The following is a 23,628-nucleotide window of genomic DNA, read 5'->3' as shown; positions in this document are numbered from 1 at the left end:
TAAGGCCGCTGGTATGATTAAGGCCGCTCGTATAATTAAGGGAAGAGCCGTTCCTTATTCCAGTCGCCATCCGGCTCGGGCCGGGTGAAAAGCACCCGGTCATGCAGGCGGAAGGGACGGTCGTGCCAGAACTCGATCGATACCGGGCGGATGCGAAAGCCCGACCAGTAGGGCGGGCGCGGAATATCGCCAATGGCATATTTGGCGGTATATTCGGCCACCGCCTTTTCCAGCGCGAAACGGCCTTCGAGCGGACGCGATTGCTTGGATGCCCATGCGCCGATGCGGCTTCCGCGCGGACGCGAGGCATAATAGGCGTCGGCTTCCGCGTCGCTGACCTTCTCGACCGGCCCGCGCACACGCACCTGACGGCGCAGCGACTTCCAGTGAAAGCACATGGCGGCTTTTTCGGCAGAAAGAATTTCCTGCCCCTTGCGGCTTTCATAATTGGTGTAGAAGACAAAGCCCTGCTCGTCGAAACCTTTCAGCAGCACCATGCGCACATTGGGCAGGCCGTCGGGATCGACGGTGGCGAGCGCCAGCGCATTGGGGTCGTTGGGTTCGCTTTTGCCTGCATCGTCGAGCCATTGCGCAAAAAGCTCAAAGGGATGGGCGCTTTGGGTAAAGTCGTCGCTGGAATTTGTCATTGCCGGTATTTTCGATTCGGTGCCAGATTTCATACCAGGCGGAGCTTCTTCCAATTCGCAGCCTTTGTCCATGCCGCCCGGCCCGCTCCCAAAAATGGGGGAAGATTTTTATAGGCATTGTGCCGCGATAACGTTTTGTTTACCGTGCCGCCACACCGCTTGTTAACTCCAGATTGTCATAATCCCCGCATCCAGAGCATATATCCAAGGGAAGAACGTTGGCCGCCCAGACCGCTCGCCACGAAAAGCACGATTCGACGTTGATGCCGGGCAGGGGGCTGCTGCGCGCCGCTCAATTGGCTGCGGTCGTTTTATCGCTCGCCGGCTGCGCCATGGGTGGTTTCAGCATCGACAAAGCCGTCCCCGACACCTCGACCATCACCGGCTCGGTCAAATCCGCGCAGAAGACTGAGGCTGTAACGGAGACGAACCAGCTTTCCGATCAGTCCACGATCAAAAGCATCGTGTCGGCGCTTGATTTCACTCAATGGGGCAAGAAGCCGGTGCCATGGGCCAATCCCGATACGGGCAGTCAGGGCACGATCACCACAATTGCCGAAAGCCGGGCTGGCGATGTGCTGTGCCGCCAGTTCCAGACCTCGCGCGAGGCTTTCGACGGCGTTTCCATCTATCGCGGCGAAACCTGCATGCAGCGCGGCGGCAACTGGACGCTGACCTCTTTTGCACCGATCTGATTGTTTTCATACAACATCTGGAAGTTTTGCGTTTCCGTGCGCATATTAAGATCAAAGAGTCTTACGACTGATAATACAGTCAAATTTCCTGAATGAGGATTATATGCGCGATCCCTATAGCGTGCTGGGCGTCGCCAAAACGGCGAAGCCAGAAGAAATAAAATCGGCTTTTCGCAAGCTGGCCAAGAAGCATCACCCGGATCAGAACAAGGATGATGCCAAGGCGCAGGAGCGTTTTGCCGAGCTTAATCAGGCCTATGAAATCATCGGCGACAAGGACCGCCGCGCACAGTTCGACCGCGGCGAAATCGATGCCGAAGGCAAGCCGCTGTTTCAGGGCTTTCCGGGTGGCGGCGGCGCGCATGGCGACCCGTTCGCGGGCTTTCGTCAGGGCGGCGGCGGCAGCAGCCATTTTGAATTCCGCACCGGCCCCGGCGGCACCCATCAGGGCGGTTTTGGCGGCGCGGAAGACATTCTCAACGATCTTTTCGGCGGCGCTTTCGGCAATGCCCGTGCGGGAGCGCGCACGCGCGGGCCAGCGCAAGGTCCGGCAAAGGGGGCCGATCTGTCCGCTTCCATCACCATCAGTCTTTCGCAGGCGGTGGGTGCGGAAAAGGTCGAGGCTGTTTTCCCCAATGGCAAGCACCTCAACATCAAGCTGCCAAAATATGTCGAGGATGGGCAGACGATTCGCCTCAAGGGGCAGGGCGAGCATCTTGTCGGCGGAACGCCCGGCGATGCGCTGGTCACGATCCGCTTCAAACCCAGCGCCCGTTTCCGCCTTGAGGGGCGCGATGTGCATGTGGACCTGCCGGTCGGGCTTGCCGATGCGGTGCTGGGCGGCAAGCAGGAGGTGGAAACGCTCGATGGCCGCATCGCCGTCAGGGTTCCGGCATGGTCGAGTTCCGACCGCATTCTGCGCCTCAAAGAGAAGGGCCTGCCGCTTAAAGCGGGCGGGCGCGGCGATCTTTATGTGCATATCCGCATCATGCTGCCCGAGGGCGGCGATGCGGAACTGGAGGAATTCCTGCGCAGCCGTCGCGAGGATTGAGCTGCGCAAAGCGACAATACCCCGCTTTTTATCGCCTGCTGCTTGAAGGGAATGCAAGCCTGTGCGATAGGGCAACAAGCTGATTATTTTCAATGAGGACCCTTAATGACCGCAAAGTCTGGTTTGTTGCAGGGCAAGCGCGGATTGATTCTGGGCGTAGCCAATAACCGTTCCATCGCCTGGGGCATTGCCAGGGCAGCTCACGAAGCCGGTGCTGAACTTGCATTCACCTATCAGGGCGATGCGATGAAAAAGCGGGTCGAGCCGCTGGCCGAAGAACTGGGCGCCTTCGTTGCGGGCCATTGCGACGTCACCGACGACGCAAGCATGGATGCCGTTTTCGAGGCGATTGAGCAGAAATGGGGCAAGATCGACTTTCTGGTGCATGCGATCGGCTTCTCCGACAAGGACGAGCTGACCGGGCGCTATATCGACACGACCGCTGCCAATTTCTCGAACACCATGCTGATCTCGGTCTATTCGCTGACGGCGGTTGCGCGTCGTGCGGAAAAGCTGATGAGCGATGGCGGCTCGATCCTCACGCTCACCTATTACGGCGCTGAAAAGGTCATGCCCAATTACAACGTCATGGGCATCGCCAAGGCAGCACTTGAAGCCAGCGTGAAATATCTTGCCGTCGATCTGGGACCGCAGAACATTCGCGTCAATGCCATCTCGGCAGGGCCGATCAAGACGCTTGCCTCTTCGGGCATTGGTGATTTCCGCTATATTCTCAAGTGGAACGAATATAACGCGCCGCTGCGACGCGTCGTCACCATCGAGGAAATCGGCGATGTCGGAACCTATTTCCTCTCCGACCTCTCGCGCTCGGTTACCGGCGAAGTGCACCACGCCGATAGCGGCTATCATGTCATCGGCATGAAGGCGGTCGATGCACCGGATATTTCGGTGGTCAAGGACTGAGGAAAGAGCGTGGCACGGGAAATCATCTACTTCTCGCGTCACGGCGAGACGGACTGGAATGTTTCGCAGCGCATTCAGGGGCAGCTTGATATAGACATCAACGCCCATGGCCGCGCGCAGGCGGACCGGAACGGCGATATGCTCAAATCGCTGATCGGCGAGGGCGCGGGCTTCGACTTTGTTGCAAGCCCGCTTCGCCGAACCCGCGAAACCATGGAGCGCATCCGCCTGCGCATGGGGCTGGACCCCTATGATTTCCGCACCGATCCGCAATTGATGGAACTCAATTTCGGCGACTGGCAGGGCTTCATGCTCGAAGACATCGCCCGTGAAGGCGACGTGCTGGTGAAAGCGCGCGCCCATGACAAGTGGAATTTCGTGCCGCCGGGCGCTTCGGCTGAAAGCTATATGGCGCTCTCGCGCCGCATCGGGCGCTGGGTGGAGGCGGTCGAATGGCCCACCGTCTGCGTCACCCATGGCGGCTGCATGCGCACATTGTTCTATCTTTATGGCGATATGGATGGCCACGACGCGGCCAATCTCTCCATCCCGCAGGATAAAATCCTCAAATTCGAAAATGGCAGGCTTGAGTGGGTCTGAGCCATAAGGCTCAGCCTGCTCATTCCCGGTTTCTATTCTTGTCCATTTATTTGCCATTTGGCATAAAACTGTTATAATCATGCCAGAAAGCGAGGTGCGCAATGGAGCTTCAGCCCATTATTGCCACGCCGGCAGGCGACCGGGCCACGATCAGCGATGATGAGGCGGGCGCCTTGGCGCGCACCACTGTCAATCTTTTCCGGGTGTGGAAGTTAACCGATGCCGAAGCCTGCACATTGCTGGGCGGCATGTCGCCGCGCACATGGGCGCGTTGGAAAGAGGGTTCCACCGGGCGGATCGACCGCGATCTGCGCATGCGCATGGCGCATCTGATGGGTATTCACAAAGGCTTGCGCTATCTGTTTCGCGATGCAGCGCGCGGCTATGCATGGATCAGAAAACCCAACGCGGCTTTCGGTGGCATGTCGGCGCTCGATCTCATGCTGCGCGGTGAAATTGCCGATCTTGCCACCATGCGCGACTGGCTCAATGCGGAGCGGGGTGCGTGGTGAGCGCCCCCCGGCGCACCGTCCGCTGGCCGCAGACCTATCGTATCATTCGCTCCATTCATCCACCAATCGATCTGTTCGAGGATATTGCCGACCCGCGTGACTGGGAAGCGCTGGCAGCGGTTGAAGAAAAGACCAATCCGCGCATTCGTCTTGAAATTGGCGATCTTGGCAAGGTGCCCGTCCACAGGCGGGTTTCGGGGCAGGGCGCAAGCTATGTGATGGCGCCTTTTGTTCATTGCTCGACGCAACGTCCCGGCCGCTTTAGCGATGGCAGTTACGGCATTTATTATGCTGGAAACCGCGAAGACGTGGCTTTGGCGGAAACCATCCATCACCATGAAAAATTCATGCGCGCCACGCAGGAGGAGCCGGGCTGGACCTCCGATTTCCGGGTTCTGGTGGGCAGCATCGACTGCGACCTGCACGCGGTGGGCGCTTTGCCCGGCGTGCTCGATCCTGATGACTATAGCGCGTCGCAGGTTGCAGGCCGTGCGTTGCGCGCTGCTGGCAGCGACGGGCTTTTATGGCCCAGCGTGCGGATGAGGGGCGGGCAGTGTGTCGGCCTGTTCTGGCCGGATGTCATGACGGTTCCCGTTCAGGGGCGGCATTACAGCTATCACTGGAATGGGAGCCGGGTCGATTTCGTCCGCCAATATGATACCGGCAGGGTTCTTTCGGTGAACTGAAGCGTTCTTACGGCGCTTCCTGAATATCGGTGATGAAGCGCGTATTGTCGGCAACATCATAGATGATGAAGACTTTCATGCCTTTGTCGATGGCCGAATAATCGAATTCGCCGGGCAATTTATAGACATTGCCATCGTCGAGCATGAGCGTTTCCTCATCGGGATTGATACCCGTGATCTTGCCTTCGGCATCATCCGCCATGGCGACGGTCGAAAAAAGCGAGGCGATGATGAAGAGCAGTCCCACCAGATAATGCATGGCTGTCTTCCTTCTCCTGATTCGGCGTGTCTGACTGTTGCCGGTCATTTGCGGCAACGCGATTGTGAGGTTATTTTAGTGGGTGGAATGTGTCAAAAAGAATGCGGGATAAGGATGATCCGAAGGAAATTCCTTGTTCGCGCAAGCCTTGATTTGACCATGGCTGAAAAGCCCAATAAAACCAGCCTTGTCTTGCTTGAAAAAGCGCCTCCGTAATCGGGTCTGGTAATGTCTCATAATAGTTTCGGTCATTTGTTCCGCGTAACCACCTGGGGTGAAAGCCATGGTCTCGCGCTTGGTTGTGTGGTGGATGGATGCCCCCCCGGCATCAGTTTTACGGAAGCCGAAATTCAGGCATATCTCGACAAGCGCAAGCCCGGACAGTCCAAATACACCACCCAGCGCCGCGAGCCCGATCAGGTGCGCATACTTTCGGGCGTGCTTCTGGGCGATGACGGCGTGACCATGACCACCACCGGCACGCCGATCTCCATGATGATCGAAAACACCGACCAGCGTTCGAAGGATTATGGCGACATCGCCCGGCAATATCGTCCCGGCCATGCCGATTACACCTATGACGTCAAATATGGCATTCGCGACTATCGCGGCGGCGGGCGTTCCTCTGCGCGCGAAACGGCGGCGCGTGTGGCCGCGGGCGCAATCGCCCGCAAGGTCGTGCCGGGGCTTGAAGTGCGCGGCGCACTGGTTGCAATGGGTATCCATGGCATCAATCGCAACCGCTGGGACTGGAACGAAGTCGACAATAATCCGTTTTTCACGCCCGATGCGGGTTCGGTGGAACTTTTTGCTCAATATCTGGATGACATCCGCAAGGCCGGTTCCTCGGTCGGCGCCGTGATCGAGATCGTCGCCGAAGGCGTGCCTGCGGGCATCGGCGCGCCGATCTATGGCAAGCTCGATCAGGATATTGCAAGCCTGCTCATGTCGATCAATGCCGTCAAGGGTGTCGAAATCGGCAATGGTTTCGAGGCCGCGCGCCTGACCGGCGAGGAAAATGCCGATGAAATGCGCATGGGCAATGATGGCAGGCCGGTTTTCATGTCCAATCAGGCCGGCGGCGTGCTGGGCGGCATTGCCACGGGCGCGCCGGTCGTGGCGCGCTTTGCGGTCAAGCCGACATCATCCATCCTCACGCCGCGCAAATCCATCGACAAGGACGGCGGCGAAGTGGACGTGATGACCAAGGGCCGTCACGACCCTTGCGTGGGCATCCGCGCGGTGCCGATTGGCGAGGCGATGGTTGCCTGCGCGATTGCTGATCATTATCTGCGCCATCGCGGACAGACGGGACGCATCTGAATTATCGAGGTCGATATGAGCTATAATCAGAAACAGGTTGTCGATGCATTGCGCGCTTTCGAGCGCGGCGAAATCGTTGTGGTCATGGATGATGACGGGCGCGAGAACGAGGGCGACCTGATCGTCGCCGCCGTCCATTGCACGCCGGAAAAGATGGCCTTCATCGTGCGCCACACCTCCGGCATCGTCTGCACGCCGATGACGCGCGAGGAAGCAAAGCGGCTTAATCTCGCGCCGATGGTTGCGGAAAACGAATCCGCCCACACCACCGCTTTCACCGTCACCGTCGATTATCGCCATGGCACCACCACCGGCATTTCGGCGGAAGACCGCACGCTGACCGTGCGCAATCTGGCCAATCCCAATGCGGGCGCGTCGGATTTTGTGCGTCCGGGCCATATTTTCCCGCTGGTGGCGCGCGAAGGCGGGGTGCTGATGCGCTCCGGCCATACCGAAGCCGCTGTCGATCTGTGCAAGCTTGCCAACCTGCCGCCCATCGGCGTCATATGCGAACTGGTCAATGATGACGGCAGCGTCATGCGCGGCCCCGATGTGACGGCTTTTGCGGAAACTCATAAGCTCCACCGCGTGACGGTTGCAGACCTCATCGCCTATCGCCAGCGCAAGGAAACGCTGGTCAAGCGCGTCGCGGAGGCCGAAATCACCACCTGCGCCGGGCAGGCGCGCGCCAATACCTATGAACTGCCATGGGAGCCCATGCAGCATGTGGCCGTTGTTTTCGGCGACATCCGCGATGGCGAGGAAGTGCCGGTGCGGCTGCATCGTGAAGACGTGCTTAGCGACGTGTTCGGAAAGGGCGGCAACGATCTTGACGCGATCATGCGGCGCATGGGCGAAGAAGGGCGCGGCGTGCTGGTTTACCTGCGCGAAGGCTCGGTCGGTGTGCGTTCCGATCACCACGATACGCGCACGCGCGATGCATTGGTGGGCGATCATGAAAGCCATGCCGAAGCGGTCGCGCGCGAAGAGGAATGGCGTCAGATCGGGCTTGGCGCGCAGATTTTGAAGGATCTGGGCATCTCTTCCATCGTGCTGCTTGCCTCGCGCGAGCGCCATTATGTCGGTGTTGAAGGCTTCGGCATCCGCATTGCGCGCACCGAAATCATCTGACGGTTCAACCGGAAGCGGAACCGCTCTATACTGACGGTATGACGACACGGCTTTACTGGCACGAAATCTATCTCGAACATCTTGCGCCGCCCGGCCATCCCGAGCGGCCCGACCGCATCCGCGCGCTGATGAGCGAACTGGAAGGCCCCGACTTCTACCGGCTTGATCGGGTGGAAGCGCCGCGCGCCGATGAGGCCGCGATCCTGCTGGCCCACCCGCAAGAGCACCTGCGCGCCGTCCTTGCCGCATTGCCGGAGCCAGTGGAAGAAGAGGACGCGCCGCAGCCCATCGTCCGGCTTGATGGCGATACTTATTTAAGCCCGAAAAGCTGGGATGCGGCGCTGACGGCAATCGGTGCCGCGACTGCCGCCGTCGATGATGTCTTTACCGGCGCGGCCAATAATGGGTTCGTGGCGGCGCGCCCGCCCGGCCATCATGCCGAACGCAGCACGGCCATGGGCTTTTGCCTGTTCAACAATATTGCGATTGCCGCCCGCCATGCGCAGCGTGTACATGGGGCCGAGCGCGTCGCGATCGTCGATTGGGACGTGCATCATGGCAATGGCACACAGGATATTTTCCAGTCCGATCCGGGCGTGCTTTTCTGCTCCACGCATCAATATCCGCTTTTTCCGGGAACGGGGGCGAAGGATGAAACGGGTATCGGTAATATCGTCAATGCGCCGCTTTCGGCCCACACCGGAAGCCGCGAATTTCGCGAGGCGTTCAACAGCCGCATTTTACCGGCGTTGGACAACTTCCGGCCCGATTTGATCCTTATCTCGGCGGGCTTCGATGCGCATTATCGCGATCCGCTGGCACAGATCAATCTCGACGTGGCGGATTTCGACTGGGCAACGGGCAGGCTCATGGAGCGGGCAGAAAAATTCTGTGATCATCGCCTGGTGAGCGTGCTGGAGGGTGGATATGATCTTGAGGGCTTGTCACAGTCCGCGTCTGCGCATATTACGCGGCTGTTGAAAGGATAAATTATGGTAACCGAACCGTCCAACGCCGATATTGCAGTCATGAGCTTCGAGGAAGCACTCAAGCAGCTTGAGAAGATCGTTGACGATCTGGAGCGTGGTGACGTGGCTTTGGAAGAATCCATTCGTATCTATGAGCGCGGCGAAGCGCTGAAAAAACATTGCGATACGCTTCTGAAATCGGCGGAAGACAAGGTGGAGAAAATCCGTGTCGGACGCGACGGCCAGCCGGCAGGCACCGAACCGCTCGACGCGGAATAATCAGAATAAGGATTTAAGCTGCGCGGCATAAGGCGCGAGAATGCCGCTCAGCAGATAGGGGCCGAGGCCCCAGACCAGCGTCCATCCGGCGGCGCCCACTATATTGGCGCCAAGAAAATGCAGCGGGTTCATTTTCACCGTACCCGCGACGATGCCGTTGAGTTGCCGCAGCAGCACGACGAAGCGCGCCGTTGCGACCACGTAAATCCCCTTGCGCTCGAATAAGTCTTCGAGCTGCTTCAATCGCTCCGGCGTCAGTTTCACCGTGCTGCCATAGCGCAGGATCAGCCTGCGACCGCCGAAACGCCCGATCATATAGCCGGTGCAATCGCCAAGCACCGCGCCGATGAAGACCGCAATCAGCACCGCCTCGATATGCAATGTGCCATGCAGCGCCAGCAGCGAACTTGCAATCAGTGCGCTTTCTCCGGGAAGTGGCGCGCCGAAAGATTCAAGATAGATGATCAGGAATAATGCCAGCGCTCCATAGGCCGCGATGTAAGATTCCACGAAGCCCATCAAGAACGCATCCTGAAAAGTGAAAATGTATTTTTGTTCAAGATGCGCTATAATCCATCAGAACAGGGAAACAAAGACCTGTGAAGCGGACCGGATGACAGGTTCGAGAGGCTCTGCTTCAGCCGATTGAGCGTTTGCCGGTAATCTTGTGATAGGCCCACAGGACGATCACCGACCCGATAATGGCAATGATCAGGCTGAACGGATCGAAGGCTCCCGTGACGCCGCGTCCAAACAGGAAGGACGATAATACGCCGCCAACGATTGCACCGACAATGCCCAGCGCAATGTCGAAGAATAGTCCCTGGCCGCTTTTATTGACGATCTTGCTGCCGATGAAGCCGGCAATAAGGCCGAGGATGATCCAGCTTATAATAGACATCTAATATCTCCTGTCGCGCATATACAAATTTTCTATCACCAGTTAGAAAATATTCACAATAGTTTCGATTTTGCAAGGTATAATGCTTGTCAAACTGGCAAACCTATTTAAATTCAACTTATTGCATGTGGGTAAACATCCAGAGAACAACAGGGAGTATTGTGGCATGGTAAATTCCGACGACAGTTCGAATAATTCACCCATCCCCGGCGGCAGTCTGGCAAAGCCCGTCCTCATCGCATTGGGCGCGCTTCTGGTCGGCAGGATGCTCAAGGGCAATAGTGACGAGCCGGAACAACCCGCATCCATTCCGGGCCAGCCGCAGGGGCAGGAGGCAGGCGGCGGCTTGCTGGGCAATATTCTCGGTGGCCTTGGCGGCCTGCTTGGCGGTGCTGCCGCAGGCAATGCATCGCCCGCTTCGGAAGCTGCACCTGCGCCCGGTCCGTTGAGCGGCGGGCTTGGCGGCCTGCTGGAGCAGCTTGCACAGGCCGGTCATGGCGACAAGGTCGATTCATGGCTCGGGCAGGGCGATAATGCGCAGATCGAACCGGGCCAGCTTGGCGATGCTCTGGGCCAGAAGACGCTGAGCGAAATCGCCCAGCATGCCGGTATTGACCAGCAGGAACTGCTCAACCAGCTTTCGCAGGTGCTGCCCGGACTGGTGGACAAGCTCACCGCAGGCGGCAAGGTGCCTGATACGAGCGAACTCTCCAGGCTGTTGCAGAACCGCTGACCGGGCATCATATTAGTCCGGTGATTATGGTCGCGCCGGTGGGTCGCCTCACCGGTGCGCTTTCATTTGCAGGCGCTGTGTCCCAAAGCTGGAGTGTCCGATGAGTTTCTTTCCTTGCCCCGATCCCGTTCTTGGTGACAAGACTTCGGTCGATGCCATCGAAACGCTGGTCATTCCGCGCACCAGCGATATTGGCGGTCTGGAAGTGCGCCGCGCGCTTCCCACGGTCCGCCGCAGGCTGGTGGGGCCGTTCATCTTCTTCGACCGCATGGGCCCGGCAATATTCCGCGATGACGAGGCGCTCGATGTGAAGCCGCATCCGCATATCGGGCTTTCGACCGTAACCTATCTGTTTGACGGCCATATTCGCCATCGCGACAGTCTGGGGACGCAAATGGTGATCCAGCCGGGCGACGTGAACCTGATGACGGCAGGCCGCGGCATCGTGCATTCCGAGCGCTCGCCGGAAGAAGAGCGCAGCGGGCCGAGGCCGGTTTCGGGCATCCAGACATGGCTTGCCCTGCCCAATGCGATGGAGGAAATGGACCCCGCCTTCTTCCACACCATTGCGCCCGATCTGCCGGTGATGGAAGATCGCGACTTCAGGGGCCGTCTCATCATGGGCTCGCTGCATGGGCTGACCTCGCCCGTGGTGCAGCATGCCGAAACGCTTTATGCGGATATTGCGATCAATCCGGGCGGGCGTTTTCATATTCCGCCCACCACCGAAGAACGCGCGATCTACACGCTTGAGGGCAATGTGGGCATTGGCGGCGAAGTCTTTCCGCCCGACCGGCTGCTGGCTTTTCGCGCCGGAGACGACATTATAGTTGAAGCGGGGCCGGAAGGCGCGCATATCATGTTGTTCGGCGGTGCCGCCCTTGGCTCGCGGCGCTATATCTGGTGGAATTTCGTGTCGTCATCGAAAGAGCGCATCGAGCAGGCCAAGGAAGAATGGCGCACTGGCCGTTTTGATATTGTGCCGGGCGATGAGGAAGATTTCATACCTTTGCCGGAATAGGCGTCTATTCCGGCCAAGCTTGATCTTCGACCCCGGATTGTTATAGGGCCTTTCATACTGCCGTTCGGTTCAGGTCCCAATAAACAGATAGGCTAAACGAATGTCCCGACCCATAACCCCCTTGCTGGATAAGGCGCCCACACCGGAGCGCCTGCGCGCCTTGCCGGAATCGGACCTGCCGCAACTGGCGCGGGAATTGCGTGAAGAACTGGTCGACGCCGTTTCCACCACGGGCGGGCATCTGGGCGCGGGGCTTGGCGTGGTCGAACTCACCATTGCGCTCCATCACGTCTTCGATACGCCGCATGATCGCATTATCTGGGATGTGGGCCATCAGGCTTATCCGCACAAGATCTTGACCGGACGCCGCGACCGCATCCGCACATTGCGGCAGGAGGGCGGTCTGTCAGGCTTCACCAAGCGCGCCGAGAGCGAATATGACCCGTTTGGCGCGGCCCATTCCTCGACCTCGATTTCCGCTGGTCTTGGCATGGCCGTGGCAAGCGCGCTTTCCGGCAAGAAGCGCAATGTGATCGCCGTGATCGGCGACGGCTCCATGTCGGCGGGCATGGCCTATGAGGCGATGAACAATGCCGGTGCGCTCGATGCGCGCCTGATCGTCATCCTCAACGACAATGACATGTCGATTGCCCCGCCTACGGGGGCTATGAGCGCCTATCTGGCGCGCCTTGTTTCGGGCCGCACCTACCGCACCATGCGCGAAGCCGCCAAGCAGCTTGCCAAAAAACTGCCGAAATTCCTGCAGGACAAGGCGCGCAAATCGGAAGAATATGCGCGCGCTTTCTTCACCGGCGGCACGTTGTTCGAGGAACTGGGCTTTTATTATGTCGGTCCCATCGACGGGCATAATCTCGACCATCTGCTGCCAATCCTCAAAAATGTCCGCGATACGCAGGAAGGCCCGGTGCTGATCCATGTGGTCACGCAGAAGGGCAAGGGCTATGCGCCCGCTGAAGCTGCCGCCGACAAATATCATGGCGTGAGCAAGTTCGACGTCATCACCGGCAAGCAGGCCAAGCCACCGGCAAATGCGCCGAGCTATACCAAGATTTTCGGCACCAGCCTGATCGAGGAAGCCCGCCACGACGGCAAGATCGTGGCTGTCACCGCCGCCATGCCCACCGGCACGGGGCTGGACCTGTTTGGCGAAGTTTTTCCAAAACGCGTTTTTGATGTCGGCATTGCCGAACAGCATGCCGTGACCTTTGCCGCCGGTCTTGCCAGCGAAGGCTACAAGCCGTTCTGCGCGATCTATTCGACCTTCTTGCAGCGCGGCTACGATCAGGTCGTGCATGATGTTTCGATCCAGAACCTCCCCGTGCGCTTTCCCATCGACCGCGCCGGTCTGGTGGGGGCGGACGGCCCGACCCATGCCGGTTCCTTTGATACGGGCTTTCTTGGCGCGCTCCCCGGTTTTGTGGTGATGGCTGCATCCGACGAGGCGGAACTGCGCCATATGGTGCGCACGGCTGCCGAATATGATGAAGGCCCGATCTCGTTTCGCTATCCGCGCGGTGATGGTGTCGGCGTCGATCTGCCCGAACGCGGTTCGGTGCTGGAAATCGGCAAGGGCCGCATCGTGCGCGAGGGCACCAAGGTCGCGCTTTTGTCCTTCGGCACGCGTTTGCAGGAATGTCTTGCTGCGGCGGAAGAACTGGGCGCTGCCGGGCTTTCGACCACGGTCGCCGATGCGCGCTTTGCCAAGCCGCTCGATCATGATCTGATCCGCCGCCTTGCGCGCGAGCATGAAGTGCTGGTGACGGTGGAAGAGGGCGCGGTTGGCGGCTTTGCCGCCCATGTGCTGCAATTCCTGAGTTCCGACGGGCTGCTTGATCGCGGCCTCAAGGTGCGCGTGCTGACCCTGCCGGACGTCTATCAGGATCACGGCAAGCCGGAAGCCATGTATGCGGCAGCGGGGCTTGACCGGGCAGGCATCGTGCATACGGTCTTTGCCGCCCTTGGTCGCGAGGAAATGGGTCGCGCGGAAATCGCCACACCCTTTCGCGCATGAGTGAGGCTGCCGAGAGCCGTCCGCGCCTCGACCAGTTGCTGGTGGAGCGCGGCCTGTTTGCCACGCGCTCACGCGCACGCGATGCAATTGCGCGCGGCACGGTCAAGGTGGATGGCAAGCCCGTAACCAAGCCGGGGCAGACGGTGGCGCGCAATGCAGCCATTGCCGTGGACGATCCGGCAAGCGCCTATGTGTCGCGCGCAGCGCTCAAGCTGATTGCAGCACTTGATCATTTCAATCTTGATGTGACAGGCCGCACGGCGCTCGATATTGGCGCATCGACCGGTGGTTTCACGCAGGTGCTGCTTGAACGCGGCGCAAGCCATGTGATCGCCATCGATGTCGGCCATGAGCAACTGCATGAAAGCCTGCGCAGTGACCGCCGCGTGACCAATAAGGAAGGTCTCAATGCCCGTTCGCTGGCAATCACCGATCTCGACGGGCGCGCTGTCGATTGCGTGGTGTCGGATGTCAGTTTCATTTCGCTGAAACTTGCTCTGCCCCCGGCATTGGCGTTAGCGCAAAAAGATGCTATCTGCGCGCTTCTCGTAAAGCCGCAATTTGAGGCCGGACGTGAGGCCATAGGCAAAGGCGGCATTTTGCGCGATCCCGCGCAGGGTGAACGCATTGCGCAAGAACTCCGAAACTGGCTGGATCTGCTGCCCGGTTGGCGCGCTTTGGGCATTTGCCCGTCGCCCATCGAAGGCGGCGACGGCAATCGTGAATATTTGCTGGCAGGAAAGAAAGACAAATGACGCCGAATATGGGGCAAGTAACGATCCGCGCAATGGGCGCGGGCGGCGATGGCGTCGCCAATCTTCCAGACGGCCAGATATATGTGCCGTTCACGCTGCCCGGCGAAGTGGTCAATGTGGCGCGCGAAAAGAACCGCGCGACGCTGATGGCGTTGCTTCAGGCCTCGCCCGAACGGCAGGAGCCTGCCTGCCAGCATTTTGAAAGCTGCGGCGGTTGCGCGCTGCAACATTGGCAGGATGAACCCTATCGGGCGTGGAAACGCGATCTTGTGGTGCAGGCGCTCAAGGGGCGCGGCATCGATGTGGAAATCGCCCCGCTTGTCGCATGCAACCCGCGCTCGCGCCGCCGCGCCGTTTTTGCCGCGCGCAAGACCGAGCGTGGCCTGCTGCTCGGCTTCAACCGGCATCTGAGCCATGAAATCATCGATATTGCCGAATGCCCGGTCACAACGGATGAAATCACTGCGCGGCTTGATGATCTGCGCGAAGTGGCAAGCCTGCTCGCCCCCGGCTCCAAGCCTTTCAGGCTTGCGGTCACGCTGACCGAATCTGGCCTCGACCTTGCGGCAAGTGATTGCGGCAGATTGACCGACGATCAGCGCCAGGCGCTGACGGCGCTGGTCATGAAAAAGGGCTTTGCGCGGCTTTCCCACGAAGGCGAGATCATTGTCGAGCCGAAAAAGCCGCTCATCCATTTTGGCAAGGTTCCGGTGCCGGTGCCGCCCGGCTGCTTCCTGCAGGCGACCAGCGAAGCCGAAGAAGCGATGGTTGCGCTCGTGCTCGCCCACACCGGCAAAGCCAGGCGCGTGGCCGATCTTTTCTGTGGCGTCGGCACTTTCGCACTTCGCATGGCTGAAAAAAGCGCGGTCCATGCCATTGAAAACGATGCGCCGGCTCTCGCGGCCCTTGATCGCGGCATTCGCCATGTGCAGGGCTTGAAGCCCGTCTCGGTCGAGCGGCGCGACCTGTTCCGCCGTCCCCTGCTGCCGCGTGAGCTTACGCCGTATAACGCGGTCGTGTTCGATCCGCCGCGCGCAGGCGCTGAAGAACAGGCCATCGAGCTTGCCAGATCGAAGGTGGAAAAGGTGGTCGCGGTTTCATGCAATCCGGTGACGCTGGCGCGCGATCTTTCCATTCTGGTGAAGGGCGGTTATCGCATCACTCGCGTTACGCCCATCGACCAGTTTTTATGGTCGTCGCATGTGGAAACGGTCGCGACGCTGGTGAAGAGGTAGGGGAATAGGGGAATAGGGGAATAGGGGAATAGGGGAATAGGGGAATAGGGGAAGAAAAAGCTGTGGCAATAATGCTGTCAAGCATAATCTACTCCCTTACTCCCTTACTCCCTTACTCCCTTACTCCCTTACTCCCTTACTCCCTTACTCCCTTACTCCCTTACATCTTCTCGATGATCGCCAGATCGCCTTCGCGCGGCCTGCCATTGACCTTGAGGATAGCGGGAACCACGTCTTCGGCGCGGTCGATCACCAGCGGCTGCACCTGATGGGCGGTGTGCAAAAAGCCTTCCGCACGCATATGGTCGAGCAGCGCCAGCATCGGCGCCCAGAAATTGTTGATATTGGCAAAGACCATTGGCTTGCGATGCTTGCCAAGCTGCGCCCATGTCATCATTTCCACGATTTCTTCCACCGTGCCGATACCGCCGGGCAGGGTGACGAAAGCATCCGAGCGCTCGAACATCAGATGCTTGCGCTCGTGCATGTCGCCCACCACGATGAGTTCACTCAGCTCTTGCGCCTTCTCAAGGCTGGCTTCCTTGTCGAGCAGGAAGGTCGGGATGATGCCGGTGACTTCGCCGCCAGCCTCCATCACGCCCTGCGCCACCGCGCCCATGATGCCGCGCGTGCCGCCGCCATAAACAAGGCGGATGCCATGCTGGGCAATCGAGCGGCCAAGGGCCAGCCCGGCCTCGCGATAGATGGGGTTCAGGCCCGTGGAAGAGCCGCAATAAACGCAGATGGATCGAATCTCGGACATGATGTTTTTTGAGCCTTTCCCGCCTCCGCGTCAAGCACCGGCTGGCCGCAAATCGGCATATGCGGGTGGACATTCCGGCTGGAGCCTATATTGGAGAAAGAGGGTTTTGACAGGAGACGAATGGATATGAAAAAGTGGATTTCACTGCTCGCTTTCTCACTGGCCGCCTCGACGGCCATGGCCGGAGAAATCACCATTGCACTGCCTGACGACGTGGAAGTGAGCGTCAATTCTGTCCTTTATAAATGCGGCGAGCAGAACATCTCCGCCACCTATTACAATGCGGGCGAGATTTCGCTGGTCGAACTGGAAATGGAAGAGCACTCGGTCGTCGCAGCCAATGTCATTTCAGGGTCGGGCGCGCGCTATGCGGGCGGAATCTATATCTGGTGGACCAAGGGTGAAACCGCCGATCTCTACAATCTGATGGATGATCCGGAGCAGGAAAAGCCGCTAAGCTGCACGGAAGAGTAAGATTCACGCAGATTTCTTGTCGGTTGAACAAAAAAGAGATAAAGCCGATAATATAATAATCTGATGTGGATTTCGGAACGAAATGCAAAAGTACCGCTATGGGTTGCTCGGCTTTCTGCTCGTCCTCGTGCTTGGGGGCGGCGCACTCTACTGGTCTGCGCTAGAACCGCAGGACGAAGCCGCTAAAGGACAGGTGGCGGCGTCCGTCGCCGTGCCCGCGCAACCCCTGGCCCAAACCGCTGAGCAACCCGTCGACCAGACGCAGAAGACGCAGGAAAAGCCCGAGCCTGCGCAGGCAGCGCCCACGCCCGCCGGGCCGCAAGATCCTGCCGCGCAGCCGCAGGATGCAGCCCCGGATCAGGCTTCGGACAAGGCTTCGGACAGGGCTTCGGACAGGGCATCGGTTCCCGTTTTCGATATTCTGCGTGTCGAGCCGGATGGTTCGGTGGTGATTGCCGGGCGTGCCGCAGCCAATGCCGAAGTCGACGTGGTGGCGGGATCGAAAATTCTGGGTTCCGCAAGGGCAGGCCAGAACGGCGATTTCGCCATTGTTCTCGACCGCGCCTTGAAACCGGGCGATCACCAACTCGTCTTGCGGGCCAGCGGCGCAGGGGCCAATGTCGCCACCTCGTCGCAAACGGCGATCGTATCCGTGCCGGAAACATCCGCCGGTCAGGTGCTGGCTCTGGTGGAAGAACCCGGACAGGCGAGCCGCCTCATCACAAGGCCGGAAAGTCAGGCGCCAGCTGCATCCGCGCCTGCGACCGACGAGGCGGAAGAGGCAAAGCCTGCGCCTGAAGCGCCAGCCGCAGCCGATGCGCCCCTCGCAATCGAGGCGGTGGAAATCGAAGGCCAGTCGGTCTTCGTGGCAGGCAGCGTGAAGGCGGCAAATGACAAGGGCAACAGCGTGGCGGTCAAGGCCAATGAAATAGCGCTCGGCTCCAGCGTGGTTTCGCCCGAAGGCCGTTTTCTGGTGCAAAGCCAGAAGCCGCTTGCGGTGGGCGATTATATCATCCGCGCCGATCTGCTCGACAGCACCGGGCGTGTGATTGCGACCGCGCGCGTACCGTTCCGCCGCGTGGCGGGCGAAAATATCTCGGCGGTAGCGCCGGGCATGGCCGCTGCGACCCCCGGACCGGCTGCACAGGGCGAAGACCCCACATCCCCTTCCGCGCTGCAAAAGGTCGAAGGCTCGGTCATCATCCGCCGCGGTGACAATCTCTGGACCATATCCCGGCGCACCTATGGCCATGGCACGCGTTATACGACGATCTATCTTGCCAATCGCGATCAGATCCGCAATCCGGACCTGATCTGGCCGGGACAGGTCTTCGTCATGCCGCAGGAACCGCTCGCCGATGAGGAAGTGCAGCGTCGGCTGAATGGACCGGCACAGTGACCGGCGCATTGACTGGCGGCAAGTGCGAAAAAAACTCCGCCGGATATTGATGCCCGGTGAATAATCGTATATCGTCGATATACGATGAATAAGCCGGTAGAAAAGCGATCCGACGCTCTCGCCATGGTTCCCGAAGGCGAACCATGCGCGATGAAAGGCGATGAGAAGGCCGCACGCGTCTATGCAGCGCTGGGTCATCCTGTGCGGATTGCCATTCTCAGGCAGCTGATTCTCGAAGAGGCTTGTTGCTGCAAGGATATTGTCGGGCGCGTCGACCTTGCCCAGTCCACCGTTTCGCAACATCTCAAGGTGCTGGTGCAGGCAGGGCTTGTCGATTACAGGCCGCAGCAGCGGACTTCGCGTTACAGCGTCAACCGGCTTCAGCTTCATGCCATTTGCGACCATTTGACTGCGCTCACAACCGATTGCTGTAGCGCTGTTTGACTTGAAAGAATAAATCATGAGTTCCCCCAAGACGGTTTCAGCCGAATCCGGCGAGACGTTCAAAACCCTGCGCAATCTCTGGCCCTATATGTGGCCATCCGAGCGCCCCGATCTGCGTATGCGCGTCGTCTGGGCGACGGTTTTCCTCGTTCTTTCCAAGATCGTCCTGATCCTCGTTCCCTATTTTTTCAAATGGGTGACGAATGCGCTCAACGGCCAGTTGGACGCGCCCGATTACATCCCGCTGTTTCTCATTGGCGCGGTCATGCTTGTGCTGGCCTATAATGGCGCCAAGATCGTGCAGGCGGGGCTTAACCAGTTGCGTGATGCGCTGTTTGCCAGTGTCGGCCAATATGCGGTGCGCCAGCTTGCCTACAAGACCTTTGTGCATATGCACCAGCTTTCGCTGCGCTTTCATCTGGAGCGGCGCACGGGCGGTCTTTCGCGCGTCATCGAGCGCGGCACCAAGGGCATTGAAACCATTGTCCGCTTCACCATTCTCAACACGCTGCCGACCATTCTGGAATTTGCGCTGACGGCGGTGATTTTCGCCTTCGCCTATGGCATTTCCTATCTGCTGGTGGTGGCTGCGACGGTGTGGGCCTATACGTGGTTCACCATCAAGGCGAGCGACTGGCGCATCAATATCCGTCGCGAGATGAATGATTCCGACACCGATGCCAACACCAAGGCCATCGACTCGCTGCTCAATTTCGAGACGGTCAAATATTTCGGCAATGAAGCCATGGAAGCCAAACGCTTCGATGCTTCCATGGCGCGCTATGAAAAGGCGGCAACACAGACCTGGACCTCGCTGGGCTGGCTCAATTTCGGTCAGGCGGTGATTTTTGGCCTCGGCATGGCGGCAGTCATGGTCATGTCGGCGCTGGAAGTGCAGAAAGGCACGCAGACGCTCGGCGATTTCGTGTTCATCAACGCGCTTTTGATGCAGCTTTCCATCCCGCTCAATTTCATCGGCTTCATCTATCGTGAAATCCGTCAGGGCCTGACCGACATCGAGCAGATGTTCGATCTTCTGGATGTGAAGCAGGAGGTCGTAGACAAGCCGGGCGCGCCGGATTTGCGGGTGGACAAGGGCGCAATCCGCTTTGACGACGTGCATTTTGCCTATGATCCCAACCGCCCGATCCTCAAGGGGATCAGTTTCGAGGTTCCCGCTGGCAAGACGGTGGCCATTGTCGGCCCGTCGGGCGCGGGCAAATCCACCATCTCGCGGCTGCTGTTTCGCTTTTACGATATTCAGTCCGGCGCGATTACCATAGACGGGCACGACGTGCGCGATGTGCGGCAGGAAAGCCTGCGCAAGGTCATCGGCATGGTGCCGCAGGACACGGTACTGTTCAACGACACCATCGCCTATAATATACGCTATGGCCGCACCGATGCGAGCGAGGAGGAAGTGGAAAAGGCTGCCGAGTTGGCGCAGATTTCCGGCTTCATCAGCCATCTGCCCGAAGGCTATCAATCCATGGTCGGCGAACGCGGGCTGAAGCTTTCGGGCGGCGAAAAACAGCGTGTGGCCATTGCCCGCACCATCCTCAAGGCCCCGCCCATCCTTATTCTCGATGAGGCGACTTCGGCGCTCGATACGGCGACGGAGCAGGAAATCCAGTCGGCGCTTGATATTGTCAGCCGTGGCCGCACCACGCTGGTCATCGCGCATCGCCTTTCGACCGTCATCGGGGCCGATGAGATCATCGTGCTGGAAGGCGGACGGATCGCCGAGCGCGGCACCCATCGCGAATTGTTGCAGCATGGGGGGCTTTACGCTTCCATGTGGGATCGCCAGCGCGAGGCCAGCGAGGCGGAAGAGCGTCTGCGCAAGGTGCGCGAGGACGACGATATGGGCGTGGTCATCCGCGGCACGCCTGCGGCAGAATAAATACGGAAAAGATCACGCCGTCTGACAGTCGTGAATAAATTGCGAAACCGTTTTTGATTTCGGGCGGGATAGGGTAAAACCGGCGAAACTCAAAGGAAGAGCGATGAGCCTGTCTGACACTATCCGTAATACTTTTGTGCCGATCCACCGCGAAGGCTATCCGTTTATCGCGGGCTTTTTCGTGGTTTCGCTCATTCTGGGCTGGCTGTGGGAGCCGCTGTTCTGGATCGGTCTGGTTCTGACCGTCTGGTGCATCTATTTCTATCGCGATCCCGAACGCGTGACGCCCATAGATGACGACCTCGTCATCAGCCCTGCTGATGGCAAGGTTTCCTTTGCCGGCCTCGCGGTGCCGCCTGCCGAACTCGATCTGGGCGTCGAGCCGCTGATGCGCGTTTCGGTTTTCATGAACGTGTTTTCCGTTCATATCAACCGCGCGCCGGTGCGTGGGCGTATCGAAAAGGTCGTGCATCGCCCCGGCAAGTTTCTCAATGCCGAGCTTGACAAGGCCAGCACCGATAATGAGCGCAACAGCGTCTTGATCGACGCCACGCATGGCAGGATCGGCGTGGTGCAGATCGCAGGTCTGGTGGCGCGCCGCATCGTCTGCTGGTCGCGTGAAAGCGACAGCCTGTCAGTGGGCGAGCGCTTCGGCCTCATCCGCTTTGGTTCCCGCGTCGATGTCTATCTGCCTGCCGGTGCCGCTGTGCGGGTCGCGGTGGGCCAGACGGCGGTTGCGGGCGAAACCGTGCTGGCTGAATTTGGCAGCGAGCGCGCTGAACCCATTGTGCGGATTGCCTGAGCCGATGGAAACGCCTTTTCCGCCCTTCGAGCCCAATGGCCGCGCCGATTCCTCGCGCGGCCCAAGATTGTCGCAGATACCCCTGCGCATCGTCATTCCCAATGTCATTACGGTCCTTGCGATCTGCGCCGGGCTGACCGGCATCCGTCTTGCCTTCGAGCATCGCTTCGAGATGGCCGTCGTCATGGTGCTGGTTGCAGCCTTCCTTGATGGCGTCGATGGCCGCGTGGCGCGCATGATGAAAGGCTCGTCCAAGTTCGGCGAGCAGATGGATTCGCTGGCCGATATTGTCAATTTCGGCGTGGCGCCAGCGCTGGTGCTTTATGCCTTCGTGCTCGATGAAGCGCGGTCCTTCGGCTGGATCGCAGCGCTGCTTTACGCCATTGCCTGCTGCCTGCGTCTGGCGCGCTTCAATGTGATGCTGGAAGACGCCAACCGCCCTGCCTGGCAGAATAATTATTTCATCGGCGTGCCTGCGCCAGCGGGCGCGATGCTGGCACTGTTGCCGGTCTATCTTGGTTTTCTGGGGCTTACGCCGGGCAAGGGCGTGGCCTATGGCGTTGCGATCTATACCGTCGCCATCGGCTTTTTGCTGGTCAGCCGCCTGCCGGTCTATAATGGAAAGACGGCGGGAAGCCTGATCCGCCGCGATTTCGTCGTGCCGCTGATCCTGCTTGTGGTTGCCTATGTGGCTTTCCTGATGAGCTTCACCTGGTACACGCTGACCATTACCGCACTCACCTATGTCGCCTTCCTGCCCTTCAGCCTGCTGGCATGGAACCGCCGCGAGGCGGCAGACCGCAAGGCGGCGCAAGCATCTGCTTCAGATGAAGGCTGACGACCAATATTTCCCTTTTGCCCTAAAGCGTGTCGCGATCTTTCAGATTCGCTCCTTACGCTTTAAGTGGTTTTTTTTTTCATGTCGTTATCCCGAAACCGGTTCCCACTTTCGGGCGACATGCTTCCGAATAGCTTAATCAAAGTGATGGGGGAGCAGAAGCAGCAAGCGCCCAGCCAGCGGGCGCGTCGGGGAGGATGAGCCGCCCCGACCTTAGAGCATTTCCAGCAAAAGTGTGAAACGGTTTTGCGTCCGGATAATGCGTAAAAACAAATAGATAGAGCGGTTCCGACGATTCCGTTTAAACAGGAACCGCTCTAGGCAAAGGCTTTGCTCTTTCTTCGGAGGTGAACGATGTGGCTGATACCCATCCGGTTCACGCTTAGAATAAAGAAAACCCGCACAGGCTGGCAAGCATATGTGCGGGTAAAATTCTTTATCTAAGTACACGGCGGCTGGAGTTCACGCTTCAGTCGCCAATCCGAATATAGCGGTTTGGGACCGGATTTTCAATCCGGCATGTGATAGTCGAGGAAGCGGTCCTGACGCACATCGAACAGCTTGCCGCTGACATCGAGCGCCGGATCGGCGAGCCTGACGATCTTTTCAGCCACCGATTGCGGGGTGGGCAGGGTATCGGGGTCTTCGCCGGGCATGGCCTGCGCACGCATGGCGGTGCGGGTGGCACCCGGATTGACCGAATTGACCTTGAGTTTCATCTGCCTGGTTTCTTCGGCCCAGCTTCGCGCCATCACTTCGACCGCAGCCTTGGAAGCGGCATAGGGCGCCCAGAACGCACGGCAGGAATGAGCAACGCCTGATGAAAGCAGGATTGCGCGCCCCGCATCGGACAAGCGCAGCAGCGGGTCGGTCGAGCGGATCAACCGCCACACGCTGGTGACATTGACATTCATGACCTTCTCGAAAGTCTTGGCTTCGACATGGCCGATGGGCGAAATCGTGCCGAGCACGCCCGCATTGGCGACCATGATGTCGAGCTTGCCCCAACGCTCATGAATGGAGCCGCCAAGCCGGTCGATGGCTTCCATATCGGTGAGGTCGAGCGGCACCAGCGTGGCGCTGCCGCCGATCTTGCGGATTTCGTCATCGAGTTCTTCCAAGCCCCCGACCGTGCGCGCGACCGCGATCACATGCGCGCCGCGCTTTGCCAGTTCAAGCGAAAGGAAATAGCCGATGCCGCGCGATGCGCCCGTTACCAAAGCCAGCCGGCCCGTAAGGTCGATAGTCATTTC

27 protein-coding genes are annotated in these 23,628 nt (G+C 59.3%); 21 read left to right on the top strand and 6 right to left on the bottom strand.

What is annotated here, in order from left to right; translation table 11 throughout:
• Positions 1 to 35: 35 nt before the first annotated feature.
• Positions 36 to 647 carry a pyridoxamine 5'-phosphate oxidase gene (gene pdxH, locus DKP76_RS00800; RefSeq protein WP_109705108.1) on the bottom strand — a complete coding sequence of 204 codons (612 nt, stop codon included), beginning with the start codon at positions 645 to 647 and terminating at the stop codon, positions 36 to 38.
• 218 nt (positions 648 to 865) lie between these two features.
• Between pdxH and DKP76_RS00795 the strand changes: the two genes are divergently transcribed.
• From DKP76_RS00795 to DKP76_RS00770, 6 genes are all read left to right on the top strand, one after another.
• Entirely contained in the window at positions 866 to 1,342 is a 477-nt protein-coding gene (locus DKP76_RS00795) for an RT0821/Lpp0805 family surface protein (protein WP_245410107.1), read from the top strand.
• 103 nt (positions 1,343 to 1,445) lie between these two features.
• Positions 1,446 to 2,393 carry a DnaJ C-terminal domain-containing protein gene (locus DKP76_RS00790; protein ID WP_109704536.1) on the top strand — a complete coding sequence of 316 codons (948 nt, stop codon included), beginning with the start codon at positions 1,446 to 1,448 and terminating at the stop codon, positions 2,391 to 2,393.
• Positions 2,394 to 2,498: 105 nt separating this feature from the next.
• A complete protein-coding gene (fabI, locus tag DKP76_RS00785) occupies positions 2,499 to 3,317 on the top strand; it encodes an enoyl-ACP reductase FabI (RefSeq protein ID WP_109704535.1) in 819 nt (272 codons plus the stop codon).
• Between the two features lie 9 nt (positions 3,318 to 3,326).
• Positions 3,327 to 3,917 carry a histidine phosphatase family protein gene (locus DKP76_RS00780; RefSeq protein ID WP_109704534.1) on the top strand — a complete coding sequence of 197 codons (591 nt, stop codon included), beginning with the start codon at positions 3,327 to 3,329 and terminating at the stop codon, positions 3,915 to 3,917.
• Positions 3,918 to 4,018: 101 nt separating this feature from the next.
• Complete coding sequence (locus DKP76_RS00775) at positions 4,019 to 4,429, top strand: MbcA/ParS/Xre antitoxin family protein (RefSeq protein ID WP_109704533.1); 411 nt, start codon at positions 4,019 to 4,021, stop codon at positions 4,427 to 4,429.
• Positions 4,399 to 5,115 (top strand): RES family NAD+ phosphorylase, encoded by a 717-nt coding sequence (locus tag DKP76_RS00770; protein ID WP_425349358.1) that lies wholly within the window; start codon positions 4,399 to 4,401, stop codon positions 5,113 to 5,115. The genes DKP76_RS00775 and DKP76_RS00770 overlap by 31 nt, the downstream gene beginning before the upstream one ends.
• Positions 5,116 to 5,122: 7 nt before the next feature.
• Here DKP76_RS00770 and DKP76_RS00765 read toward each other — a convergent pair whose 3' ends face one another.
• Positions 5,123 to 5,374: a DUF1344 domain-containing protein gene (locus tag DKP76_RS00765; RefSeq protein ID WP_109704531.1), complete on the bottom strand. Its 252-nt coding sequence runs from the start codon at positions 5,372 to 5,374 to the stop codon at positions 5,123 to 5,125.
• 228 nt (positions 5,375 to 5,602) lie between these two features.
• On the opposite strand from DKP76_RS00765, the gene aroC reads away from it, so the two are divergent.
• From aroC to DKP76_RS00745, 4 genes are read left to right on the top strand one after another with little or no spacing between them, the layout of a single operon-like run.
• A complete protein-coding gene (aroC, locus tag DKP76_RS00760; RefSeq protein ID WP_109704530.1) occupies positions 5,603 to 6,697 on the top strand; it encodes a chorismate synthase in 1,095 nt (364 codons plus the stop codon).
• Positions 6,698 to 6,712: 15 nt separating this feature from the next.
• The gene (gene ribB / locus DKP76_RS00755) at positions 6,713 to 7,828 is read left to right on the top strand and encodes a 3,4-dihydroxy-2-butanone-4-phosphate synthase (protein ID WP_109704529.1); all 1,116 of its coding nucleotides are present in this window, start codon (positions 6,713 to 6,715) and stop codon (positions 7,826 to 7,828) included.
• A 38-nt stretch (positions 7,829 to 7,866) separates the two neighbouring features.
• The gene (locus tag DKP76_RS00750) at positions 7,867 to 8,817 is read left to right on the top strand and encodes a histone deacetylase family protein (RefSeq protein WP_109704528.1); all 951 of its coding nucleotides are present in this window, start codon (positions 7,867 to 7,869) and stop codon (positions 8,815 to 8,817) included.
• 3 nt (positions 8,818 to 8,820) lie between these two features.
• Positions 8,821 to 9,075 carry an exodeoxyribonuclease VII small subunit gene (locus DKP76_RS00745; RefSeq protein WP_109704527.1) on the top strand — a complete coding sequence of 85 codons (255 nt, stop codon included), beginning with the start codon at positions 8,821 to 8,823 and terminating at the stop codon, positions 9,073 to 9,075.
• On the opposite strand, the gene DKP76_RS00740 is transcribed toward DKP76_RS00745, so the two are convergent.
• Together DKP76_RS00740 and DKP76_RS00735 are read right to left on the bottom strand one after the other, a co-directional pair.
• Positions 9,076 to 9,594, bottom strand: a complete 519-nt coding sequence (locus DKP76_RS00740; RefSeq protein WP_109704526.1) for a DedA family protein — start codon at positions 9,592 to 9,594, stop codon at positions 9,076 to 9,078. It abuts the gene before it with no gap.
• A 118-nt stretch (positions 9,595 to 9,712) separates the two neighbouring features.
• Positions 9,713 to 9,976, bottom strand: coding sequence for a GlsB/YeaQ/YmgE family stress response membrane protein (locus tag DKP76_RS00735; protein ID WP_109704525.1), 264 nt, complete (start codon positions 9,974 to 9,976; stop codon positions 9,713 to 9,715).
• Positions 9,977 to 10,142: 166 nt separating this feature from the next.
• Here DKP76_RS00735 and DKP76_RS00730 point away from each other — a divergent pair, with 166 nt between their 5' ends.
• From DKP76_RS00730 to DKP76_RS00710, 5 genes are all read left to right on the top strand, one after another.
• Entirely contained in the window at positions 10,143 to 10,709 is a 567-nt protein-coding gene (locus DKP76_RS00730) for a YidB family protein (protein WP_109704524.1), read from the top strand.
• Between the two features lie 100 nt (positions 10,710 to 10,809).
• A complete protein-coding gene (locus DKP76_RS00725; RefSeq protein WP_109704523.1) occupies positions 10,810 to 11,730 on the top strand; it encodes a pirin family protein in 921 nt (306 codons plus the stop codon).
• 100 nt (positions 11,731 to 11,830) lie between these two features.
• Entirely contained in the window at positions 11,831 to 13,762 is a 1,932-nt protein-coding gene (gene dxs / locus DKP76_RS00720) for a 1-deoxy-D-xylulose-5-phosphate synthase (RefSeq protein WP_109704522.1), read from the top strand.
• The gene (locus tag DKP76_RS00715) at positions 13,759 to 14,517 is read left to right on the top strand and encodes a TlyA family RNA methyltransferase (RefSeq protein WP_109704521.1); all 759 of its coding nucleotides are present in this window, start codon (positions 13,759 to 13,761) and stop codon (positions 14,515 to 14,517) included. The genes dxs and DKP76_RS00715 overlap by 4 nt, the downstream gene beginning before the upstream one ends.
• Complete coding sequence (locus DKP76_RS00710) at positions 14,514 to 15,752, top strand: class I SAM-dependent RNA methyltransferase (RefSeq protein WP_109704520.1); 1,239 nt, start codon at positions 14,514 to 14,516, stop codon at positions 15,750 to 15,752. Before DKP76_RS00715 ends, DKP76_RS00710 begins: the two co-directional genes overlap by 4 nt.
• Positions 15,753 to 15,912: 160 nt before the next feature.
• Here DKP76_RS00710 and DKP76_RS00705 read toward each other — a convergent pair whose 3' ends face one another.
• Complete coding sequence (locus DKP76_RS00705) at positions 15,913 to 16,515, bottom strand: LOG family protein (protein ID WP_109704519.1); 603 nt, start codon at positions 16,513 to 16,515, stop codon at positions 15,913 to 15,915.
• 126 nt (positions 16,516 to 16,641) lie between these two features.
• Here DKP76_RS00705 and DKP76_RS00700 point away from each other — a divergent pair, with 126 nt between their 5' ends.
• The 6 genes from DKP76_RS00700 to pssA all read left to right on the top strand — a co-directional run bounded on the left by DKP76_RS00700 (position 16,642) and on the right by pssA (position 22,375).
• On the top strand, positions 16,642 to 16,989 hold the full coding sequence (locus tag DKP76_RS00700; protein WP_109705106.1) for an MliC family protein: 348 nt from the start codon (positions 16,642 to 16,644) through the stop codon (positions 16,987 to 16,989).
• Positions 16,990 to 17,071: 82 nt separating this feature from the next.
• Entirely contained in the window at positions 17,072 to 18,388 is a 1,317-nt protein-coding gene (locus DKP76_RS00695) for a LysM peptidoglycan-binding domain-containing protein (RefSeq protein WP_109704518.1), read from the top strand.
• Between the two features lie 84 nt (positions 18,389 to 18,472).
• A complete protein-coding gene (locus tag DKP76_RS00690) occupies positions 18,473 to 18,832 on the top strand; it encodes an ArsR/SmtB family transcription factor (protein WP_425349353.1) in 360 nt (119 codons plus the stop codon).
• A 16-nt stretch (positions 18,833 to 18,848) separates the two neighbouring features.
• Positions 18,849 to 20,735: an ABCB family ABC transporter ATP-binding protein/permease gene (locus DKP76_RS00685; RefSeq protein ID WP_109704516.1), complete on the top strand. Its 1,887-nt coding sequence runs from the start codon at positions 18,849 to 18,851 to the stop codon at positions 20,733 to 20,735.
• A gap of 34 nt (positions 20,736 to 20,769) precedes the next feature.
• Positions 20,770 to 21,537 (top strand): phosphatidylserine decarboxylase, encoded by a 768-nt coding sequence (locus DKP76_RS00680; RefSeq protein WP_280953520.1) that lies wholly within the window; start codon positions 20,770 to 20,772, stop codon positions 21,535 to 21,537.
• Between the two features lie 4 nt (positions 21,538 to 21,541).
• Positions 21,542 to 22,375, top strand: coding sequence for a CDP-diacylglycerol--serine O-phosphatidyltransferase (gene pssA, locus DKP76_RS00675; RefSeq protein ID WP_109704514.1), 834 nt, complete (start codon positions 21,542 to 21,544; stop codon positions 22,373 to 22,375).
• A gap of 509 nt (positions 22,376 to 22,884) precedes the next feature.
• On the opposite strand, the gene DKP76_RS00670 is transcribed toward pssA, so the two are convergent.
• Positions 22,885 to 23,625 carry an SDR family NAD(P)-dependent oxidoreductase gene (locus tag DKP76_RS00670; protein ID WP_109704513.1) on the bottom strand — a complete coding sequence of 247 codons (741 nt, stop codon included), beginning with the start codon at positions 23,623 to 23,625 and terminating at the stop codon, positions 22,885 to 22,887.
• Positions 23,626 to 23,628: the final 3 nt, after the last annotated feature.

The organism is Falsochrobactrum shanghaiense, assembly GCF_003149535.1.
In the GTDB taxonomy this organism is placed as follows: domain Bacteria; phylum Pseudomonadota; class Alphaproteobacteria; order Rhizobiales; family Rhizobiaceae; genus Brucella; species Brucella shanghaiense.
Note: the sequence above shows the minus strand (reverse complement) of the source record. Positions and strands in the feature narration are given on the sequence as shown.